Origin of the sequence: Roseibium aquae, from assembly GCF_008711285.1 — a bacterium.
In the GTDB taxonomy this organism is placed as follows: domain Bacteria; phylum Pseudomonadota; class Alphaproteobacteria; order Rhizobiales; family Stappiaceae; genus Roseibium; species Roseibium aquae.
The window spans coordinates 1-15,971 of sequence record NZ_VXDC01000021.1 but is presented as its reverse complement, the minus strand read 5'-3'; the positions used below and the strand labels follow the sequence as shown (position 1 = coordinate 15,971).

General features: G+C 63.2%; 17 protein-coding genes. 3 read left to right on the top strand and 14 right to left on the bottom strand.

Annotated features, from left to right (window positions below):
* Nucleotides 1-150 precede the first annotated feature (150 nt).
* Complete coding sequence (locus F0184_RS19705) at nucleotides 151-1,230, top strand: DUF2336 domain-containing protein (RefSeq protein ID WP_172972172.1); 1,080 nt, start codon at nucleotides 151-153, stop codon at nucleotides 1,228-1,230.
* A gap of 72 nt (nucleotides 1,231-1,302) precedes the next feature.
* A complete protein-coding gene (locus tag F0184_RS19700) occupies nucleotides 1,303-2,307 on the top strand; it encodes a DUF2336 domain-containing protein (RefSeq protein WP_150497864.1) in 1,005 nt (334 codons plus the stop codon).
* A gap of 11 nt (nucleotides 2,308-2,318) precedes the next feature.
* Here the strand turns inward: F0184_RS19700 and F0184_RS19695 are convergent, their stop codons facing one another.
* The 10 genes from F0184_RS19695 to F0184_RS19650 all read right to left on the bottom strand — a co-directional run bounded on the left by F0184_RS19695 (nucleotide 2,319) and on the right by F0184_RS19650 (nucleotide 12,563).
* Complete coding sequence (locus F0184_RS19695; RefSeq protein ID WP_150497863.1) at nucleotides 2,319-3,566, bottom strand: bifunctional alpha/beta hydrolase/OsmC family protein; 1,248 nt, start codon at nucleotides 3,564-3,566, stop codon at nucleotides 2,319-2,321.
* A 95-nt stretch (nucleotides 3,567-3,661) separates the two neighbouring features.
* Nucleotides 3,662-4,135, bottom strand: a complete 474-nt coding sequence (locus tag F0184_RS19690; RefSeq protein ID WP_150497862.1) for a cytochrome c-type biogenesis protein — start codon at nucleotides 4,133-4,135, stop codon at nucleotides 3,662-3,664.
* A gap of 4 nt (nucleotides 4,136-4,139) precedes the next feature.
* Nucleotides 4,140-6,137, bottom strand: a complete 1,998-nt coding sequence (locus tag F0184_RS19685) for a heme lyase CcmF/NrfE family subunit (RefSeq protein ID WP_150497861.1) — start codon at nucleotides 6,135-6,137, stop codon at nucleotides 4,140-4,142.
* A gap of 45 nt (nucleotides 6,138-6,182) precedes the next feature.
* Nucleotides 6,183-6,623, bottom strand: a complete 441-nt coding sequence (gene ccmE, locus F0184_RS19680) for a cytochrome c maturation protein CcmE (RefSeq protein WP_150497860.1) — start codon at nucleotides 6,621-6,623, stop codon at nucleotides 6,183-6,185.
* Between the two features lie 64 nt (nucleotides 6,624-6,687).
* Nucleotides 6,688-7,827 carry a c-type cytochrome biogenesis protein CcmI gene (ccmI, locus tag F0184_RS19675; protein ID WP_150497859.1) on the bottom strand — a complete coding sequence of 380 codons (1,140 nt, stop codon included), beginning with the start codon at nucleotides 7,825-7,827 and terminating at the stop codon, nucleotides 6,688-6,690.
* 154 nt (nucleotides 7,828-7,981) lie between these two features.
* Nucleotides 7,982-9,466, bottom strand: coding sequence for a hypothetical protein (locus tag F0184_RS19670; RefSeq protein WP_150497858.1), 1,485 nt, complete (start codon nucleotides 9,464-9,466; stop codon nucleotides 7,982-7,984).
* A gap of 178 nt (nucleotides 9,467-9,644) precedes the next feature.
* On the bottom strand, nucleotides 9,645-10,085 hold the full coding sequence (locus tag F0184_RS19665; protein ID WP_150497857.1) for an RT0821/Lpp0805 family surface protein: 441 nt from the start codon (nucleotides 10,083-10,085) through the stop codon (nucleotides 9,645-9,647).
* A gap of 122 nt (nucleotides 10,086-10,207) precedes the next feature.
* Nucleotides 10,208-11,620, bottom strand: coding sequence for an ATP-binding protein (locus F0184_RS19660; protein ID WP_150497856.1), 1,413 nt, complete (start codon nucleotides 11,618-11,620; stop codon nucleotides 10,208-10,210).
* Nucleotides 11,610-12,278: a response regulator transcription factor gene (locus F0184_RS19655; protein ID WP_150497855.1), complete on the bottom strand. Its 669-nt coding sequence runs from the start codon at nucleotides 12,276-12,278 to the stop codon at nucleotides 11,610-11,612. Before F0184_RS19655 ends, F0184_RS19660 begins: the two co-directional genes overlap by 11 nt.
* 33 nt (nucleotides 12,279-12,311) lie before the next feature.
* On the bottom strand, nucleotides 12,312-12,563 hold the full coding sequence (locus tag F0184_RS19650; RefSeq protein WP_208998578.1) for a PepSY domain-containing protein: 252 nt from the start codon (nucleotides 12,561-12,563) through the stop codon (nucleotides 12,312-12,314).
* A 201-nt stretch (nucleotides 12,564-12,764) separates the two neighbouring features.
* Between F0184_RS19650 and F0184_RS19645 the strand changes: the two genes are divergently transcribed.
* Nucleotides 12,765-13,445 carry a DUF1194 domain-containing protein gene (locus F0184_RS19645; protein WP_150497854.1) on the top strand — a complete coding sequence of 227 codons (681 nt, stop codon included), beginning with the start codon at nucleotides 12,765-12,767 and terminating at the stop codon, nucleotides 13,443-13,445.
* A 57-nt stretch (nucleotides 13,446-13,502) separates the two neighbouring features.
* Here the strand turns inward: F0184_RS19645 and F0184_RS19640 are convergent, their stop codons facing one another.
* The 4 genes from F0184_RS19640 to F0184_RS19625 all read right to left on the bottom strand — a co-directional run bounded on the left by F0184_RS19640 (nucleotide 13,503) and on the right by F0184_RS19625 (nucleotide 15,841).
* A complete protein-coding gene (locus tag F0184_RS19640; RefSeq protein WP_150497853.1) occupies nucleotides 13,503-14,198 on the bottom strand; it encodes a helix-turn-helix transcriptional regulator in 696 nt (231 codons plus the stop codon).
* 33 nt (nucleotides 14,199-14,231) lie between these two features.
* Nucleotides 14,232-14,606, bottom strand: coding sequence for a VOC family protein (locus tag F0184_RS19635; protein WP_150497852.1), 375 nt, complete (start codon nucleotides 14,604-14,606; stop codon nucleotides 14,232-14,234).
* A 127-nt stretch (nucleotides 14,607-14,733) separates the two neighbouring features.
* The gene (locus F0184_RS19630) at nucleotides 14,734-14,946 is read right to left on the bottom strand and encodes a hypothetical protein (protein ID WP_150497851.1); all 213 of its coding nucleotides are present in this window, start codon (nucleotides 14,944-14,946) and stop codon (nucleotides 14,734-14,736) included.
* A 43-nt stretch (nucleotides 14,947-14,989) separates the two neighbouring features.
* A complete protein-coding gene (locus tag F0184_RS19625) occupies nucleotides 14,990-15,841 on the bottom strand; it encodes a peptidoglycan-binding protein (RefSeq protein ID WP_208998577.1) in 852 nt (283 codons plus the stop codon).
* Nucleotides 15,842-15,971 lie beyond the last annotated feature (130 nt).

Sequence of the window (15,971 nt, the reverse complement as noted above, 5' to 3'; positions counted from 1 at the left end):
TCCGGTGTTTCCCGATAGAAATCTGACCAAGCGGAATCCGGGAAGCGCGGCGCTGCTTTCATTTTAACAACTGCGGAAACTGACGATCATTTTCATTCGAACGAAAGGTTTTCAAATTATCGGATGGCCCGGACGACAAACGGGACCGCCATGATCGAATCCATTATAGCACTCGCGCAATCCAAGAGCCCTGAGAAGCGCCGCAAAATCATGGACCACGTGTCCGAACTCTTCGTCGAAGGCGCGGAGATCTACAAGGATGACGAGCTCCATCTGTTCAACAAAGTGCTGGAGGGGCTCCTGGAAACCATGTGCGTCAGCGATAAATGCCGCCTGTCGCAAAAGATCGCCAAGATCGATCAAATCTCCCGGGACCTTGCCTTCGCCCTTGCCAGCGATCAGGAAACGGTAGCGGAAAACATCCTGAGACACGCGACAGCGCTGACCGACGCGGATCTTTTGAAAATCGCCAAGACCAAAGGCCAAGGGCACCTGCTCGCGATTTCCCAACGGGATCAGGTGCAGCCAAGAGTGTCCGATGTTCTCATTGAGCGCGGCGATCTTCCGGTTCACCAGTCGCTTGCGGCGAATCCGGGCGCGGCCTTCTCCAAATGGGGGGAACGGATGCTGGTCAAACGCGCCGAATCCGATCCGACCTTGCGCGAGACCTTGTGCGTGCGCCCCGATTTTGATGAAAAACAGCGCGAAGGCCTTTTCGAGCAGATGTCCGACGAGGCGGCCAGCAAGCTGCGCAGCCTGCTCGACACCAACGCACAGATCGTCGAGGATCTTTTCCGCAGCGCCGGTGCCATCATCGCTGAGCACAAGGTCAAGACCCGTGGACGCAGTGTGGCGGCAAAAGCCTATCTGCAGGATATCCGCCGTGGACAGCGCTCGCTCGACAAGGTGATCACGCGCCTGGCGCTCTCGAATGCGCTGGAGGATGTCGTCCATCTTCTGTCCGAGATGTCCGGGATCCACCGGGCTTACATCAAAAACGGGATGAGCCGGAGGAACGGCGAGGCACTGGCGATCATCTCCAAGGCCTGCGGACTTGGAGACCTGGGTTACAGCGCGTTGTGCAGGGCGCGATGCCGGCAAATGAAACTCCCGGAATCGGCCGGTGAGAAATGGCTTGCCGATTTTCGCGTCCTGAAGGAGGCCGACGCGCGGCGGGCACTGGCCATCATCAAGCTCCAGCTCAAGTCGATGGAAAGCCAGGCCGCCTGACCGCTGCGCGCTTTACCTTCATTTTAGAGCTTTGGCGTAAGGTGAGGCGACCCAACACGGCGGCACCATCACATGCTCGATCACCTTATCAATCTTGCCAAGGACACATCGCCTGAAAAGCGCAGTGAACTGGTCGAGCACGTGACCCGGCTGTATCAGCAAAGATCGGAAACCGAGCGGCAGGACGAGATCAAGGTTTACAACGGCGTTCTGGACGGGATCTACAACTCGCTCAAGCCGTCGGACCGGCAGCTCGTGTCCGACAGACTGGCGACCGTCAAATCCACTTCGGCCAGCCTTGTTGGCAAAATGGCGCGGGACGAGTTGCCGATTGCCCGGGCGATTCTGGAACAGTCGCAGTCCCTGAGCCAGGAGATGATGGTCGACATCGCCGAAACAATGGGCCAGGAACATCTTCTGGCCCTGTCGAAGCGGGAATATTTGAGCGCGAACGTCACCAAGGTTCTGTTGAGTCGCGGCAACAAGGAGGTTCACCAGGCGGTCGCCTCCAACCTCGGCGCGGAAATCGGCGAAACGGATTTCGAACGGATTGTCAGGGAATTTCCCACCCAGCTTGGCGACCGGATCCGCCATCTGCGCAAATCGAACCAGGAGCTGATCGAGGATCTGTTCCGGGATGACAAGCAGGCGGCCTCGGGCGAACCCTTGCAGAAAAAACCGACCCGCATGGATGCCAAGGGATGGCTCGCGGGGATCCGTCTGAAGCGGGCGACGCTTGGCCAAGCGATCTCCGCCCTCGCCCAGGAAAAGAACCTTCTCGAAGTGGTCCGCCTGCTGTCCGTCTTTTCAGGGCTGGAGCTGAAATACGTCCACGAGCTCATGATCCGGTACGATGCGACCGGGGTCGCAAGCATATGCCGGTCCGTGGGCATCAACGACACCGAATATGCCGCCGTGTGCAAGGCGCGCTGCAAGCACCTGCGGTTTCCCGAAAGCACGGGAACCAAATGGGTGACCAACTATCACATGCTCGACCAGACGGACGCGCGGCGGCTGGTGTCGCTCATGAAGATCAAGCTCAATGCCCGCAAGGAAAGCCCGAAGGAAGCGGCCTGACCGCAGCCGGGTCAGGTCTCGTCCGGACGCCTTTCCCGGGTAACCACGGCGGCGCCGGCCTCAAGCGTGCGATGAACCGGGCATTTGTCGGCGATCTCCAGCATCCGGGCGCGGGTCTCCTCATCGAGGTCCCCTTCCAGCGTGATCACCCGTTCGAACCGGTCGATACGCCCGCCCCTGTCACGGAGCGTTTGCGCGCAGTCCGCGCAATCGGCGGCATGCACCTTGCCGTGATTGACCGTGGTGGCGATGCGCGTGACGGGCAGTTGCTTTCGCTCGGCATACATGCGCAAGGTCATGACCGTGCACGCGCCCAGCGCCGCGGACAGATAATCGTAGGGCGACGGTCCGCTGTCGAACCCGCCCACCTTTTCCGGCTCGTCGGCGATCAGCCTGTGACTGCCGGTGGCCACCATGGCCTGGAACCTGCCAAGCCCGGTTTCAACCACCTCGACACCCTCAAGGACAGGATCCTGCGTGGCCACGGCTTCCTCATCCAGATATCCCGACGCCCAACTGGCGATCACACGGGCGGCATAGGCCGCATCCGCTTCCCGGCTGAGCAGATGATCGGCCTTGTCCAGGGACACGAAACTCTTGGGATGTTTGGCAGCCACAAAGATCTCGGTTGCGTTGTCGATCCCGACCGTCTCGTCGAGCGGGGCGTGCAAGACAAGCAAGGCCTTCTTGAGATGGGACACGCGTTCGCGAACCTTCTGTTTCTCAAGGTCTTCGAGAAGCTCCTTGCGAATGGTGAAGACCCGCCCGGCGAGATCCACTTGGCCGATGCCCTTGTCCCTGATTTCGTCAATGTGACCGTGGAAATTGTGAAGAACGTGGTCGGCATCCGACGGCGCGCCGATGGTCGCCACTGCCCGCACCTCGGGGATGTCACCGGCCGCCGCCAGCACGGCCGCGCCGCCAAGAGAGTGTCCGATCAGCAATTGCGGTGCGGCAAAGCTGCCGCGCAGATAATCGGCCGCCCGTTTGAGGTCCTCGACATTCGAGGAAAAATCCGTGGAGGAGAAATCCCCGCCGCTGCCGCCAAGTCCGGTAAAGTCAAATCTGAGGACCGCAAGGCCCTCGGCCGACAATGCCTCTGCGATATGGCGCGCGGCGGCAATATCCTTGGAGCAGGTAAAGCAATGCGCGAAAAGGGCAAACGCACGGATGCTCCCGGCGGGAAGGTCGAGCCGCGCGGCGAGTTTGGCGCCGTGGGCGCCATCGAATTCGACTTTCAGGGGGCGGCGATGCGCCATGGCGGTTCTCCCGGCTTTGTCTCGAAGCGCCCCTGACGTAGGCCGGCCAGGCCGGACCTTCAACTCACACGATGGTGTTGCCGGTGTGAGCGCCGTCAGTCCTTGGTCTTGAGCAGCGCGTCCAGCCGGGCCTGTTCGTCCGCATCCAAAGGCGGCGCTGAGACAGGGTTGAACCTGTCCCGGCGGCGGCGCACGACCATGATCAGCCCGCCAATGCCGGCCAGTAGCGCCACGGGCGCGGCGGCCCACAAGACAAGCGTATGGGCTGCGAAACGCGGCTTCAGCAGAACATATTCCCCATACCGGCCGACCAGAAAGTCGATCACCTGGTCATTGCTGTCGCCAGCCACCAGCCGTTCGCGCACGAGAACGCGCAGGTCTTTGGCCAGCGGTGCATTGCTTTCGTCGATCGACTCGTTCTGGCACACCATGCAACGCAGGTTGCGCGACAGGTCCCGCGCCCGCTCTTCAAGAACCGGGTCGTCCAGCACCTCGTCCGGGGTCACGGCAAGCGCGGACCCCAGCCCGACGGCGGCACACAAGAGCAAGGCGAAGATCGATCGCAGCATGGTGTCACTCCGCCGGCGCTGGCGCGGCGCCGTCTGTCCGGTCCCGCCTTGCGGCCGGTTTGGGCGCGCCCACCCGCAAACGCCGGTCCGCCATGGAGAAGACCGCGCCGAGAGCCATGAACAAGGTCCCGATCCAGATCAGGGTAATGAGCGGCTTGTAATAGGCCCGGACATCAATCGATCCATTGTCGCGCGGCTCGCCGAGGGACACATAGATCTGCGACAAAACCAGCGTGTGAATGCCCGCTTCCGTCGTCGGGAACTGCCGGGCTGTGTAAAGCCGCTTGGAAGGCTCGAGTTCGGCAATCACCACACCGCCCTTGCGAACCGTGAAATGGCCGACGTCTTCGACATAGTTCGCGCCCCGGCTCGGAGCGAGACCGTCGAATGTGAGGGCGTATCCGGACACGTCCACCGTGTCGCCCGGGGCCATGGTCAGAACCTTCTCATCCTGAAAAGCGGTGGAGGTCACGATACCGAGCACCGTCACGCCGATCCCGAAATGGGCGGTCGCGGTGCCCCAGGCCGATCCGGGAAGACCTTTCAACCGTGCAAAACCGCGGCCGAACCCGATTTCGGCGACTTTCACCCGGGTGACGATTTCCGCGATCGACCCGGCCATGACCCACACGGCAAGGCCCACACCGAGCGGCGCCAGAACCCGGTCCATGCCCCACATCCAGAAGGTGACGAGGGTGAACAGGATCGCCAGACCGAACGCTGCGTAAAGACGCTGGGTCGCGGCGAGCAGGTCCCCGCGCTTCCAGGCGAGAATCGGGCCATAGGGCACGGCCATCAGAAGCGGGATCATCAACGGTCCGAAGGTCAGGTTGAAGAAGGGCGGACCGACAGAGATCTTCTCGCCGGTGACCGCATCGAGCGCCAGCGGGTAAAGCGTGCCCACGAGAACCGCAACCGTGGCCGCGGTCAAGAACAGATTGTTGAAGACAAGCGCGCCCTCGCGGCTCATCGGCGCGAACAGGCCGCCCTGCTTCAAGAGCGGCGCGCGCCAGGCATACAGGGAAAGCGAACCGCCGATGAACAGGCAGAGCAGCACGAGGATGAACACGCCGCGCGCCGGATCGACCGCGAAGGCATGAACGCTGGTCAACACGCCCGAACGCACCAGGAACGTGCCGAGCAGCGAGAGCGAAAAGGTGAAGATGGCAAGCAGAACGGTCCAGACCTTCAGTGCGTCCCGCTTTTCCATGACGATGGCGGAGTGCAGCATCGCGGTACCCGCGAGCCACGGCATGAAGCTGGCGTTCTCCACCGGATCCCAGAACCACCAGCCCCCCCAGCCCAGCTCATAATAGGCCCAGTAGGACCCCATCGAGATGCCGAGCGTCAGAAAGCACCAGGCCAACAGCGTCCACGGACGCACCCAGCGGGCCCAGGCCGCGTCGATCCGGCCAAGAATCAAGGCCGCGACCGCGAAGGAGAAGGTAATGGAAAAGCCCACATAGCCGATATACAGGAGCGGCGGATGGATCGCGAGGCCGATATCCTGCAACAACGGATTGAGGTCGTTGCCCTCCATCGGTGCATTCGGAATGCGGTTGAACGGGTTGGACGTCGCCAGCATGAACAGCACGAAGCCGGCCGTCACCCACCCCTGAACACCAAGCGTCGCGGCCCGCAAGGGCGCCGGGAGGTTGGCTCCGAAAAAGCCGACCAGGGCCCCGAAAAACACCAGGATCAGCACCCAGAGCAGCAGCGACCCTTCGTGATTGCCCCACACTCCGGTGATCTTGTAGATCAGCGGCTTGGCTGAATGGGAGTTTTCCCAAACGTTCTGAACCGAGAAATCGGACGCAAGGTAAGCATATGTTAGCGCGATGAAGGACAGCAGGACCAAAAGGAACATGGCCATGGACACGGGCGAGGCGATCGCCATGAGCCGTTCGTCCTCCTTGATCGCGCCGTAGACGGGAACGACAGACTGGATAAGGGTCAGTGCAAAGGTAAGGACCAGTGCATAGTGGCCGATTTCAACGATCATGATGATGTCTCGCGTTCCTGTTGTTTCCCTCCGGATGACAGGCGATTATTGCGCTTCGCCTTGCCAATGGCCCTTGTCCTTCAAGGCCTCCGCGACCTCCACGGGGATGTAGTTCTCGTCATGTTTGGCCAGCACGGTGTCGGCTTCAAACACGCCATCGGGCCGGATCACACCCTCGGTGACCACACCCTGCCCCTCGCGAAACAAGTCCGGAAGAATGCCCGTATAAGTGACCGTGACCGTGTTTTCGGTGTCCGTGACCCGGAAATAGACGGTCGCATTCTCATGCCGCTCGATCGTTCCAGCCTCCACGAGGCCACCGAGCCTGATCCGCTGGCCATGGGGAACAGCTTCCTGGGCGATGTCAGTCGGGCTCTGGAAGAAGACGATCTGGTCGTTCAACGCGACCATGATCAGCGCCAGCGCGGCCGCTAGAACGGCCCCTGCACCGCCAATAATCGTTAAACGCCGTTGTTTCCGTGTCATCCTATCTCACGTCCGTCCGCTAACGGGCCTCTCCGCCCGTGTTCTGTCCGTGGCAGAGCCCCGGTCAGGATTCACCTAAGCCAAGCTCACGCGCCGCCGCATTGATTTTTGCCAAATCCGCAGGCTGATCGCCGTAGGCCAGGACGGCGCTTTCGTAAGCCTGCCGTCCTTTGGAGCTGTCGCCCAGCACACTGTAGGCACGCATGAGCCGGATCCATTCATCCGGACTTCCCCCCTCGCTGGACAGACGGTCCGCAAGCCCCTGCACCATTCCGGCGATCATGCTTGCCTGATCCTCAGGCGCCATATTGGAGGCGGCCTCGACCTGCTCCTGCGTGGGCCCGCTAAGCTGGTCGGCGAATTCGGGCATGTCGCCGCCGAGCTTGGCCAGTTCATCGAGCGCGGCCGGCACCCACAAGGCATCCGGGTTCGCCCCGTCCAAAAGGGACTGCCAGGCCGCGATGGCGTCCTCGGTCCGCCCTTCCTGCCCGAGCGCAAGCGCGAGAAAGAAGCGCGGTTTCACCGCCGCGGGGTCCAGTTCGACAGCCTGCTCAAAGGCGGCACGCGCAGAGGCGCTGATAATTCCGTCATTCGCCATGGTCATGGCTTCGCCCATATCGGTGACCCGCTCGGGCGTCGGACCCAGAAGACGAACAGCATTGGCATAGGCCCGCGCGGCTCCTTGCGGATCTCCCATGCGCATCAGGACTGGCGCGATCACGGCCCATCCCTGGCCGTCTTGCGGGTTTTGCGCCAGATGGCGCTCCACTCGCGCCACGAGTTCCTCGACCGATTGACCGTCCGGCGGTTCCGCAAGACGGGCGGCGAGCGGCTGGTCCGGCATGCCCGGCGAGCCCAACACCATATACAGGCCAAGTGTGAAAACCGGCAGCGCGACAATGGCGATAACCTTGCCGACTCGCACACCTATCGGAGATCCCGGTTTGCCGCTGCCGGACTTTCTGCGCTCGTTCGCCGCCAGCAGTCTTCGGGCAATCTCGGTGCGGGCGGCCTCGGCGGCCGGCGGATCGATCAGGCAGCGATCCAGATCGCGCTCGACCTCATCAAGCTGTTCCCGGTACACGGCTTCGTCAGCCGCCACTTTCGGCACACCTTCCCCGGCCCCGTGCCGCCGCGACAGCGGGAGCAAGATCGAGAGGGCGGCAGCGGCCGTCATCGCCGCGATCAAAATCCAAAGCATCATAATGAGTGCAATATAGACATTGACCGGATGGGAAAGGCAAGAAAATCCGGCTGTGACGGCAGGTCGCGGCCCCGGAAAACAGCCGGTCTAAGGAAAAGCCCGGATCTACAAGGACCGTTGACGCTGTTGGTCTTTTTTAAACAGAACCGCCACTCTAGGGGCGCGCGGCAAACGCCGGGTGCCGGGCCGGCTGTCCGGATTTGGCTGGCAGAATCGCGCCGCTCTGCAAATCGTCGGCCTGGCGCAGCGCGTTGTGGCGGCGCCTGCGCAACTGCGCGGCAAAGTCACTGCCGTAGAAAATCTCGGACAGCATGATCGCGGCGTCGACCGCCGATACATGGGCCTCGCGTTGCCCGCCGGATGTCATAGGCAGGTCGTTGAGAAGCGAGCGCGTCATGATCTCGAGAGTCTGCTCGACCGCCTGCCGGGTGCGCTTGCCCATTTCGTTCATGGCAAACGTATCGGGTGCCTGTTTGACCATCACCACCACTCGGAGGGCCCGGACCGCATCGTCGATGGTGTCTTGGTCCTCCTGGAAGCTGCCGTCAGGATCCAGCATGGGAACCTGCAAGGCCCTACGAACGGCGCCCGGCGCGCCGCTGAGCTCGCGGGCGACCACATCCGACAGCGCCCGTTTGCTGCCGGACAGCCGTTTGCGCCATGCCAGGGTTTGCGTCAGATCGATATCGAGTTCGACCTGATGAACAAGCTGGTGGAAGTCGGTCAAGGCCTGTGAAAAGGCCACCGGGTCCGGATTGTTCTGCCGGTGGTTGAGGGCCAGGACATTCAGCCGCTCGGCCTCGGACAGGACCACATCCACGAACGGGGCGAATTTCGACTCCGCGATCACCCGCGGATCGTCCGTATGGGCCAGGCGTCCCGCGAACCGGCACAGGGCCGCCGGTTGCTCGGAGCGCTCAAGCAGCGCGGCAGCGACCAGGGCAAGGTGATCGGGATACCGCTCCGCGCAGCACGACACCAGTTTCAGGACGTCCATGTCGCCTTTGAAGCGATTGTGGTTCAAGGATTTGGGCACGGTCTTCAGGAATGGCACCAGCCATTTTTCCGCCTCCAGGATCTTGAACGTGTCGCGCAGTTCGGACAGGCCCCGCTCTCCGCCCATCTCCATCACGATGCGCCGCCGCTCCTTGTCGCTCGCGTTCTGGCCATGCAGCGCCGTCCCGATCGCATCGACCGACCTCGCCCGAAGCGCCTGCACCAGTGCGTGCAGCCGATCGTCGGTCACGCTGCTGTTCTCGGCCGCCGCCAGCACCGTCTTCACGTCTCCGGGCAGAAGGTCGCGGGTCAGCCAGGTCCAAATGCGCGGCAGGATCGGGCGGTAGATCCGGCCTTCCTGGCGGTTGGGCAGGTTTTCGTTGATCAGGAATTCCTCGATCGGCTCGAAAAACAGCCGCTGGACCTGGTCGCGCCGCAGCGTTCCGTCGTGAGAGAGCGTTTCCTTGACCTCCGTTGCGCGCAAAAACTTGGCGGACGCCGCCAGAATGAGGTCGAGATGAGGATCCTGGGACCCCGCCGCACGCGCACTTTCAAGTTTGCGAACAAGACTTGCCACGGCCCGGGGGCTGAGCCCGCTCAAATAGGACTGGATCTTGTGCGCAATAACTCCGGATGCCGTCATGCCGATTTTTCGATCTGCTGAAAAAACTTGCAGACGATACCGCAATCTTGCTTAATCAAGTGTTGACGTTTCGGTTGCAGCAGGTGTGGCCGGTCCCGATTTTCAAAACGCGCGGAAGGCGTTAGGGTATTGAGGCGGATGGACGGCTGCCCGGTCGCCTACCGCCGAAGCTCGGCAATCATGACAGGGTCTGCCAAACCCCATTGTCCCCCCGGCAGGCCGTCCCGCGCGCGCGCATCTGCCGCCCGTCGATCTGCATCTCATGCGTGAATTCGCGGCAAGTCGTGTCGTTGACCACATAAACAGGTCCCGGCCGCACTTCGCCGCTACGCCCGGTGCGCGCATTGCGCCAGGAAATCGCGGCCCCGACGCCGTCGGCGCGCAGCGCCTGTTTCTGGGCTTGCGCCGCCGCGCGCCAGTCGGTTTCCGTCAACGCCGCTCCCAGCTCTCCGTTCTGAAGCACGGCAATCGCCGTGCTTGCCTCTTCATCGGCCACAGTCATTCCTTGCGCGCCGAACGAGGTGCCATAGCCGGCGGCGCTGCGGTCGGACGCGGAAAGGGCGGAACACCCCGTGAGCGTTGCCAAGAGCAGAATGGCCTGGACAGTGCGGGCCGGCATGCGAATCTCCAAAAGCGCGTTGCGTCGATAATGGCTTGTAAACCGCATTTGTGGCTGAACTGAGCCGCTTTATTCACAAAGTTTCGGGGAAGGCCTTCAAACAGTGAAACCGCGAAACGCCGTCACAACGCGGGGATGCGCAAACGCGCTTCAAGGCCGCCAAGCTCCGACCGGCCCAGATCCAGCCGCCCGCCATAAAGGGCGGCCAGATCGGCCACGATCGCAAGCCCCAGTCCGGTTCCAGGCACCGTCTCGTCCAGCCGCCGCCCCCGTTTGACCGCTTCGCGGCACTCCTCTTCGCTCAATCCTGGACCATCGTCCTCGACCCGGATCTCCGCCATGTCGCGGCCGCCCTCGTCGGTCAGGGCCCGGGCGGAAACCCGGACCGTTCCCGCGGACCACTTGCAGGCGTTGTCGAGAAGGTTTCCGGCCATTTCCTCAAGATCCTGCTGCTCGCCGCGGAATTTCAGGGCTTGCGCACCGCTCCACTCCAGGGTTTCGACCTTATCGCGGTAAATCTTCGACATCGCGCGAACGAGCCGTTCCATCACCGGATCAACAACACACGAAACACCGATCACGCGCCTTTGGGCGGCCATGCGCGCCCGGTCCAGATGATGCTGGATCTGGGTCTGCATGATCCCGGCCTGCTCGCCGACCTTGTCCGCGAACGGCCCGGGATGGGCACGGGCTTCGTTGGCGATCACGCTGAGCGGGGTCTTCAGGCCATGGGCCAGATTGCCCACATGGGTCCGCGCCCGCTCGACGATCTCCCGGTTCGACGTGATCAGGGCGTTCAGTTCAATGGCCAGGGGGGCGATCTCAAGCGGCAGGTCCTGATCAATGCGCTCCGCTTCGCCAAGCCGCACCCTGGACAACGACTCCCGCAGCCGCCCCAGCGGCCGAAGACCGACCCGCACCTGCAAGAAAACCGCGCCCACGAGGCCGAGGCCGATAACAAACAGCGTGATGGCAACCTGCCGGGCAAAGCCCGCGACTTCCGCCCGGAAATCCTCGGTCGCGATGGCGACCGCAATGATTCTGGGCTCACCGCCGACCTCGATCACCGTCTGCATGAATCTGACCTCATCGCCGGTGGGACCAGGCGTGAACCCGCTTTGGGTCCCCTCCCCGTCCGGCGCGGGCAGGACCAGCGGATCCCCGACCAGCGAGGGCGAGGCGAAAGTCACAGCGTCCGTTCCAGCATCACGGATCGTCCAGTACCAGCCGGACAAGGGAAGCGAGAATCTGGGTTCGCCCAGCATCCGCGGCGCCTCAAGGGTGGTGGGCGCGGCAGCCGTCTCGCCTTCCGCGACAAGATCGGAGAGCAGAGATTTCACATAGACATCGAGCTGGGCATCGAAGGCCCGCTCGCCCGCGGTCCGGTAGAGCTCGACAAGGACAAAGGCGGCGGCAATCAGCGTCAGCGCGGACCAGATGGCCGCGACTGCGACCAGACGGGTTGCCAGAGACGGTTGCCGCGCCGGCTTGCCGCGAGGGGCATCCCCCGGGGCGGCTCCGGTGCTATCCGTCACGTTCGGCCCCCAGCCGGTAGCCCAGCCCGCGGATGGTCTCGATCATGTCCGGCCCGATCTTCTTGCGCAGCCGTCCGACGAACACCTCGACCGTGTTCGAATCCCGGTCGAAATCCTGTTCGTACAGGTGTTCCGTCAGTTCCGTCCGGGAAATGACCTTTCCCTGATGGTGCAGCAGGTAGGACAACAGACGGTATTCATGAGACGTCAGTTTCACCGGATGACCGTCGAGGGTCACCCGTCCGGCCCTCAAGTCCAGCCGCACGGGACCGCAGGTCAGCTCGTTGGAGGCGTGACCGGCGGCGCGGCGCACCAGCGCGCGGACCCGCGCCAGCACCTCCTCCATGTGGAAGGGCTTGGCGACATAATCGTCCGCGCCCGCGTCGATGCCGGCGACCTTGTCCGACCACCGGTCGCGCGCCGTCAGGATCAGAACGGGCATCGACCGGCCTTCCCGGCGCCAGCTTTCCAGGACCGAAAGTCCGTCCATTTTCGGCAGGCCGATATCGAGCACGACGGCGTCATACGGTTCGGTATCGCCCAGAAAGTGGCCTTCCTCGCCGTCCAGGGCGGTATCCACCGCATATCCGGCCTCCTGGAGGGCGGTTGTCAGCTGGCGGTTCAGGTCGGCGTCGTCTTCGACAACAAGCAGGCGCATGGGCGGCTCGGCCTCCTTCAGGATGTGGCGGGCTCAGTTGGCACTGATCACCTTCGTGGTCACCTTGCCATTCACCAGAACCGACAGGCGGTAGACGTAGCGTCCGCCCTCGAGGCACAGCTGCGCCTTCACGATCTCCCCGCCAGCCTGGCCTTGAACGGATGCAAGGGACCTGGCTTGACCACTGGCCACCGCCGCGCGCGCCTCCGCCTGGGACAGGCAGGCCGCTCCGGCGGCGGTCGAGATCAGAAAAGCCGAGCAGAAAAGAACAAGCAGACGTGTCACGTGATGACTTCCAAGGTTGCGGGTCCGATGAGACTGGTACGTTGTCGGCCCGTTCTATCGGTTCCTGCCTGAACATGACCTGAACGGCGATGATTTGCCAAGGGCGTTTGGCCACCAGATGCCCGCGCCAGGCCCGTGGATTTGTCCGATCACGGTCAAAGCTCTATCTTTGCTGCGGTGGCACAGTGGAGGAGACAGGGCATGCGGGCGCTTGGTATCATGGTTTTCGCCCTGGGCGCCGGCTTGAGCGCGGTTCCGGCAACCGCCTGCAGTCTTGCGCTGGTCATGGCGATGGACGTGTCCGCCAGCGTCGACGCCCGCGAGCACCGGCTTCAGCTGGACGGTGTGGCCGGTGCACTGAACGACCCCGAGGTCATCTCAGCCATCGAAAGCGTCGGCGGGATCTGGTTTCACAGTTTTGAGTGGAGCGGGCGGCACAAGCAAAAGACACAGGTTGACTGGACGTTCCTCACGGATGCGGGCAGCGCGCGGGCGGCTGCCACTGCCCTGGCCGCAACCTCAAGATCGGAGACCGAGTTTCCCACCGCGCTCGGCTATGCACTCGGCCATGCATCGGTCGTGCTCAAACAGGCACCCGAACAGTGCAGGCGCCGGGTCATCGACGTCGCGGGTGATGGCATCAACAATGAAGGCTTCGGCCCGCAAAATGCCTACAGCGCCTTCGACTTTGCCGGCATCACCGTCAACGCGCTCGTGGTCAGCGAGGTTGAGGGCACCACCGACTACTATGCCCGCGAAGTGTTGCACGGGCCCGCCGCCTTCATGGAGGTCACGCGGGATTTCGACGACTACAAGACGGCCATGACACGAAAACTTCTGCGGGAAATCCGAGGCAATCAATTCGCGGCGGCCAAGCCTTAGATCACGGGCGGGCGGTCACGCACGTCAGGTCACGCACGTGAGGTCATGGGGGTCCGGTCATGGGCGTCCATGCCCTTCGGCCTCCATCAGCCGGTAGAAATCGGTCAGGGTCTTGCCGGGCTCGGCGCGGAAGATGTCTCCCGTCTCCGCGATCGCCGACATCCTGTCCAGGCGGAACATGCGAAAGTCGCGGCGCAATTCGCACCACCCGACCAGCGTCCAGACCTTGCCCCAGAACCACAAGCCCAACGGCCGCACCACCCGGGTCGTGGGGCTTCCGGCCGCATCGGCATAAGCGATCGAGACGGATTTCCGGGCCGCTGCAGCGCTTTCGAAAAAATCGATCCGGGACCGCACGTCGGGTGTCATTTCAGGCGCGAACGCGTGGATCTCGATATCTTCCGTCCGGGTTCTGACCGCATCTGGCAGGACCGCATTGATCTTGACGAGAGCCTCCTCGGCGGCCAGGGCCATCGACGCCCCGCCCCATGCCCGGATCAGCCGGGCGCCCGCCACCAGGGCCACGATCTCATCGCGGGAAAACATCAGCGGCGGCAAGTCGTAGCCGCCGCGCAGGATGTACCCGACGCCCGCCGCACCATCGATCGGAACCCCACTGGCCTGAAGGTCGGCGATGTCCCGATAGATGGTCCGCTCCGACACTTCCAGCCACTCGCTCAGCTGACGGGCCCGGACAAGCCGCCCGCCGCGCATATATTGAATGATCTGGAAAAGACGGTCGGCACGCCTCATGGCCAAAGTCGATCTTTCGTTGGGTCCAGCGCCTCAGGCGCTGAACAATCCGATGGAATTGCCGTCGGGATCAAGCGCATAGACGAACCGCCCAGCCGGAATTCCGATCGGGTCCGAGACGATTTCCCCGCCCGCCTCGATGAAACGGTACATCGTAGCCTCCAATCCATCCGGACACGCCAGGTGGATCGTCGGCCCGCTTCCCCGGGCAGGCGGCTTGCCCGGATAGATGTGGCCGGAGACCCCGCTGTCGGCCTTCACCGGAAACATGGCGAACGGGTTGGGGCCCATGTCCTCCACCAGCTTCAATTCGGTCTGGAAAACCTTTTCATAAAAGGTGGTGGCGCGGGTCATGTCGGTTACGGGAAGCTCGAACCAAACGGCAAAATGCTCGGGTTGAAAGGGCATGGATGGTCTCCTTGACTGGTATGCGACAAGGTCAGCCTACGATACGCCTCCTGCCAGCCTTGTGTCAGGAGCGTTGGCGGGGGATCCGCCATGCCCCCTTCCCGTCTGCCGCGCGCACCTGCTGGCCTCAGCGCCAGGCCTGTTTGCGCCAGCCGGCCGGACCGGAGGTCACATGCCGCAAAACCAGATTGGCGATGCCCAGCGCGGCGACCATGTAACCGGCTGATCCTTCCGGCAGGACCTGATGCCAGTCCACGGACGACAACCGGCTCAGGATTTCGCCAAGAACCATTGTCACCACGACGCCGCCATTCACCGCGGCCGTTTTCCATCCTGTCATTGCACTGGCTCCATTTTCGAGTGTGGTGGGAGAAGGAAGCGGATCAGCCGGGCCATTTCGGTCCGGCGCGCCCGCCCTGTGTTTTTCCGCACAACAGGCGGCCGCGATGGGCCCAGACGATGGCGGAAAGCCAGCCGAGAGCGAAGACGGCGCAAGATGCGCTCAAGACCGCGCCGAGCGGGAAACCCGCACCGCCGGTCCCTGCCGCCGTCAACAGGGCGGCAATCGCCGTCAGGACTTGTGTCAGCCGGTCCTGGCGCGCGCGGGCAAGCGCCGCCCGCGTGGCCGGCCCCGGCACGCCATCGACCTTCAAGCCTCGGATGGTCCGCTGAAACGCTTTGACCGCCGCCCGTGTCTTCGGGCCAAACAAGCCGTCGAGCGGGCCGGGATCGTGGCCCAGCCGTTTCAGCGTCTCCTGCAGGGCCCGGACATCCGGATCGACAACCATCGCCGCTGTGCGCGGCGCGCCATAAACCCCATGGGCCAGAAGCCGGGCCTCCGCCGCCCGCCGCTTGACCAGCCCCGAAAGGCGCCGGCCACCCGCCGTCACGCCCGTCGATTGCAGCAACGCGGCCGCCCGCGCGATTTCACCCCCCTTCAGGGCCCGGGCCCATTTCCAATCCAGCGCCCGGGGACCGAGATTGTAGACGACCGACACACAGGCATCGAACTGGCTCTGGCTGAGCCCCGGCAGGGCGCGGGCCACCGGCGGGCCGTATTCATGGTCGAGCAGCGTGCGCAATAGCCCGTTCGCCGCCGAACGCGGGATCTTCCCGCCCATGCGCAGCGGGGCGCGGTGCCGGCCGCGCCACCACTCGCTGAAAATCCGGCTTCCCATGGTGAACCCGTACCCGATGGTGATCACACCGGCTGGATCCCGATAGGCCCGGCTCACAAATCGATAACGTACAAAATTTTTCGCACATTTTCAGGTTGGTACGGTTCCCTTTATTCTGATTGAAGGGAGCATGGCATGACTGATGACGACGACGGCAAAGAGATGAGCAACGTGATCCGGATCGATG

Excerpts from the sequence above, each read along its gene's own strand:
- F0184_RS19705 (WP_172972172.1), top strand. The coding sequence starts at position 151 with ATGATCGAATCCATTATAGCACTCGCGCAATCCAAGAGCCCTGAGAAG.
- F0184_RS19700 (WP_150497864.1), top strand. The coding sequence starts at position 1,303 with ATGCTCGATCACCTTATCAATCTTGCCAAGGACACATCGCCTGAAAAG.
- F0184_RS19695 (WP_150497863.1), bottom strand. The coding sequence starts at position 3,566 with ATGGCGCATCGCCGCCCCCTGAAAGTCGAATTCGATGGCGCCCACGGC.
- F0184_RS19690 (WP_150497862.1), bottom strand. The coding sequence starts at position 4,135 with ATGCTGCGATCGATCTTCGCCTTGCTCTTGTGTGCCGCCGTCGGGCTG.
- F0184_RS19685 (WP_150497861.1), bottom strand. The coding sequence starts at position 6,137 with ATGATCGTTGAAATCGGCCACTATGCACTGGTCCTTACCTTTGCACTG.
- ccmE (WP_150497860.1), bottom strand. The coding sequence starts at position 6,623 with ATGACACGGAAACAACGGCGTTTAACGATTATTGGCGGTGCAGGGGCC.
- ccmI (WP_150497859.1), bottom strand. The coding sequence starts at position 7,827 with ATGATGCTTTGGATTTTGATCGCGGCGATGACGGCCGCTGCCGCCCTC.
- F0184_RS19670 (WP_150497858.1), bottom strand. The coding sequence starts at position 9,466 with ATGACGGCATCCGGAGTTATTGCGCACAAGATCCAGTCCTATTTGAGC.
- F0184_RS19665 (WP_150497857.1), bottom strand. The coding sequence starts at position 10,085 with ATGCCGGCCCGCACTGTCCAGGCCATTCTGCTCTTGGCAACGCTCACG.
- F0184_RS19655 (WP_150497855.1), bottom strand. The coding sequence starts at position 12,278 with ATGCGCCTGCTTGTTGTCGAAGACGACGCCGACCTGAACCGCCAGCTG.
- F0184_RS19645 (WP_150497854.1), top strand. The coding sequence starts at position 12,765 with ATGCGGGCGCTTGGTATCATGGTTTTCGCCCTGGGCGCCGGCTTGAGC.
- F0184_RS19640 (WP_150497853.1), bottom strand. The coding sequence starts at position 14,198 with ATGAGGCGTGCCGACCGTCTTTTCCAGATCATTCAATATATGCGCGGC.
- F0184_RS19635 (WP_150497852.1), bottom strand. The coding sequence starts at position 14,606 with ATGCCCTTTCAACCCGAGCATTTTGCCGTTTGGTTCGAGCTTCCCGTA.
- F0184_RS19630 (WP_150497851.1), bottom strand. The coding sequence starts at position 14,946 with ATGACAGGATGGAAAACGGCCGCGGTGAATGGCGGCGTCGTGGTGACA.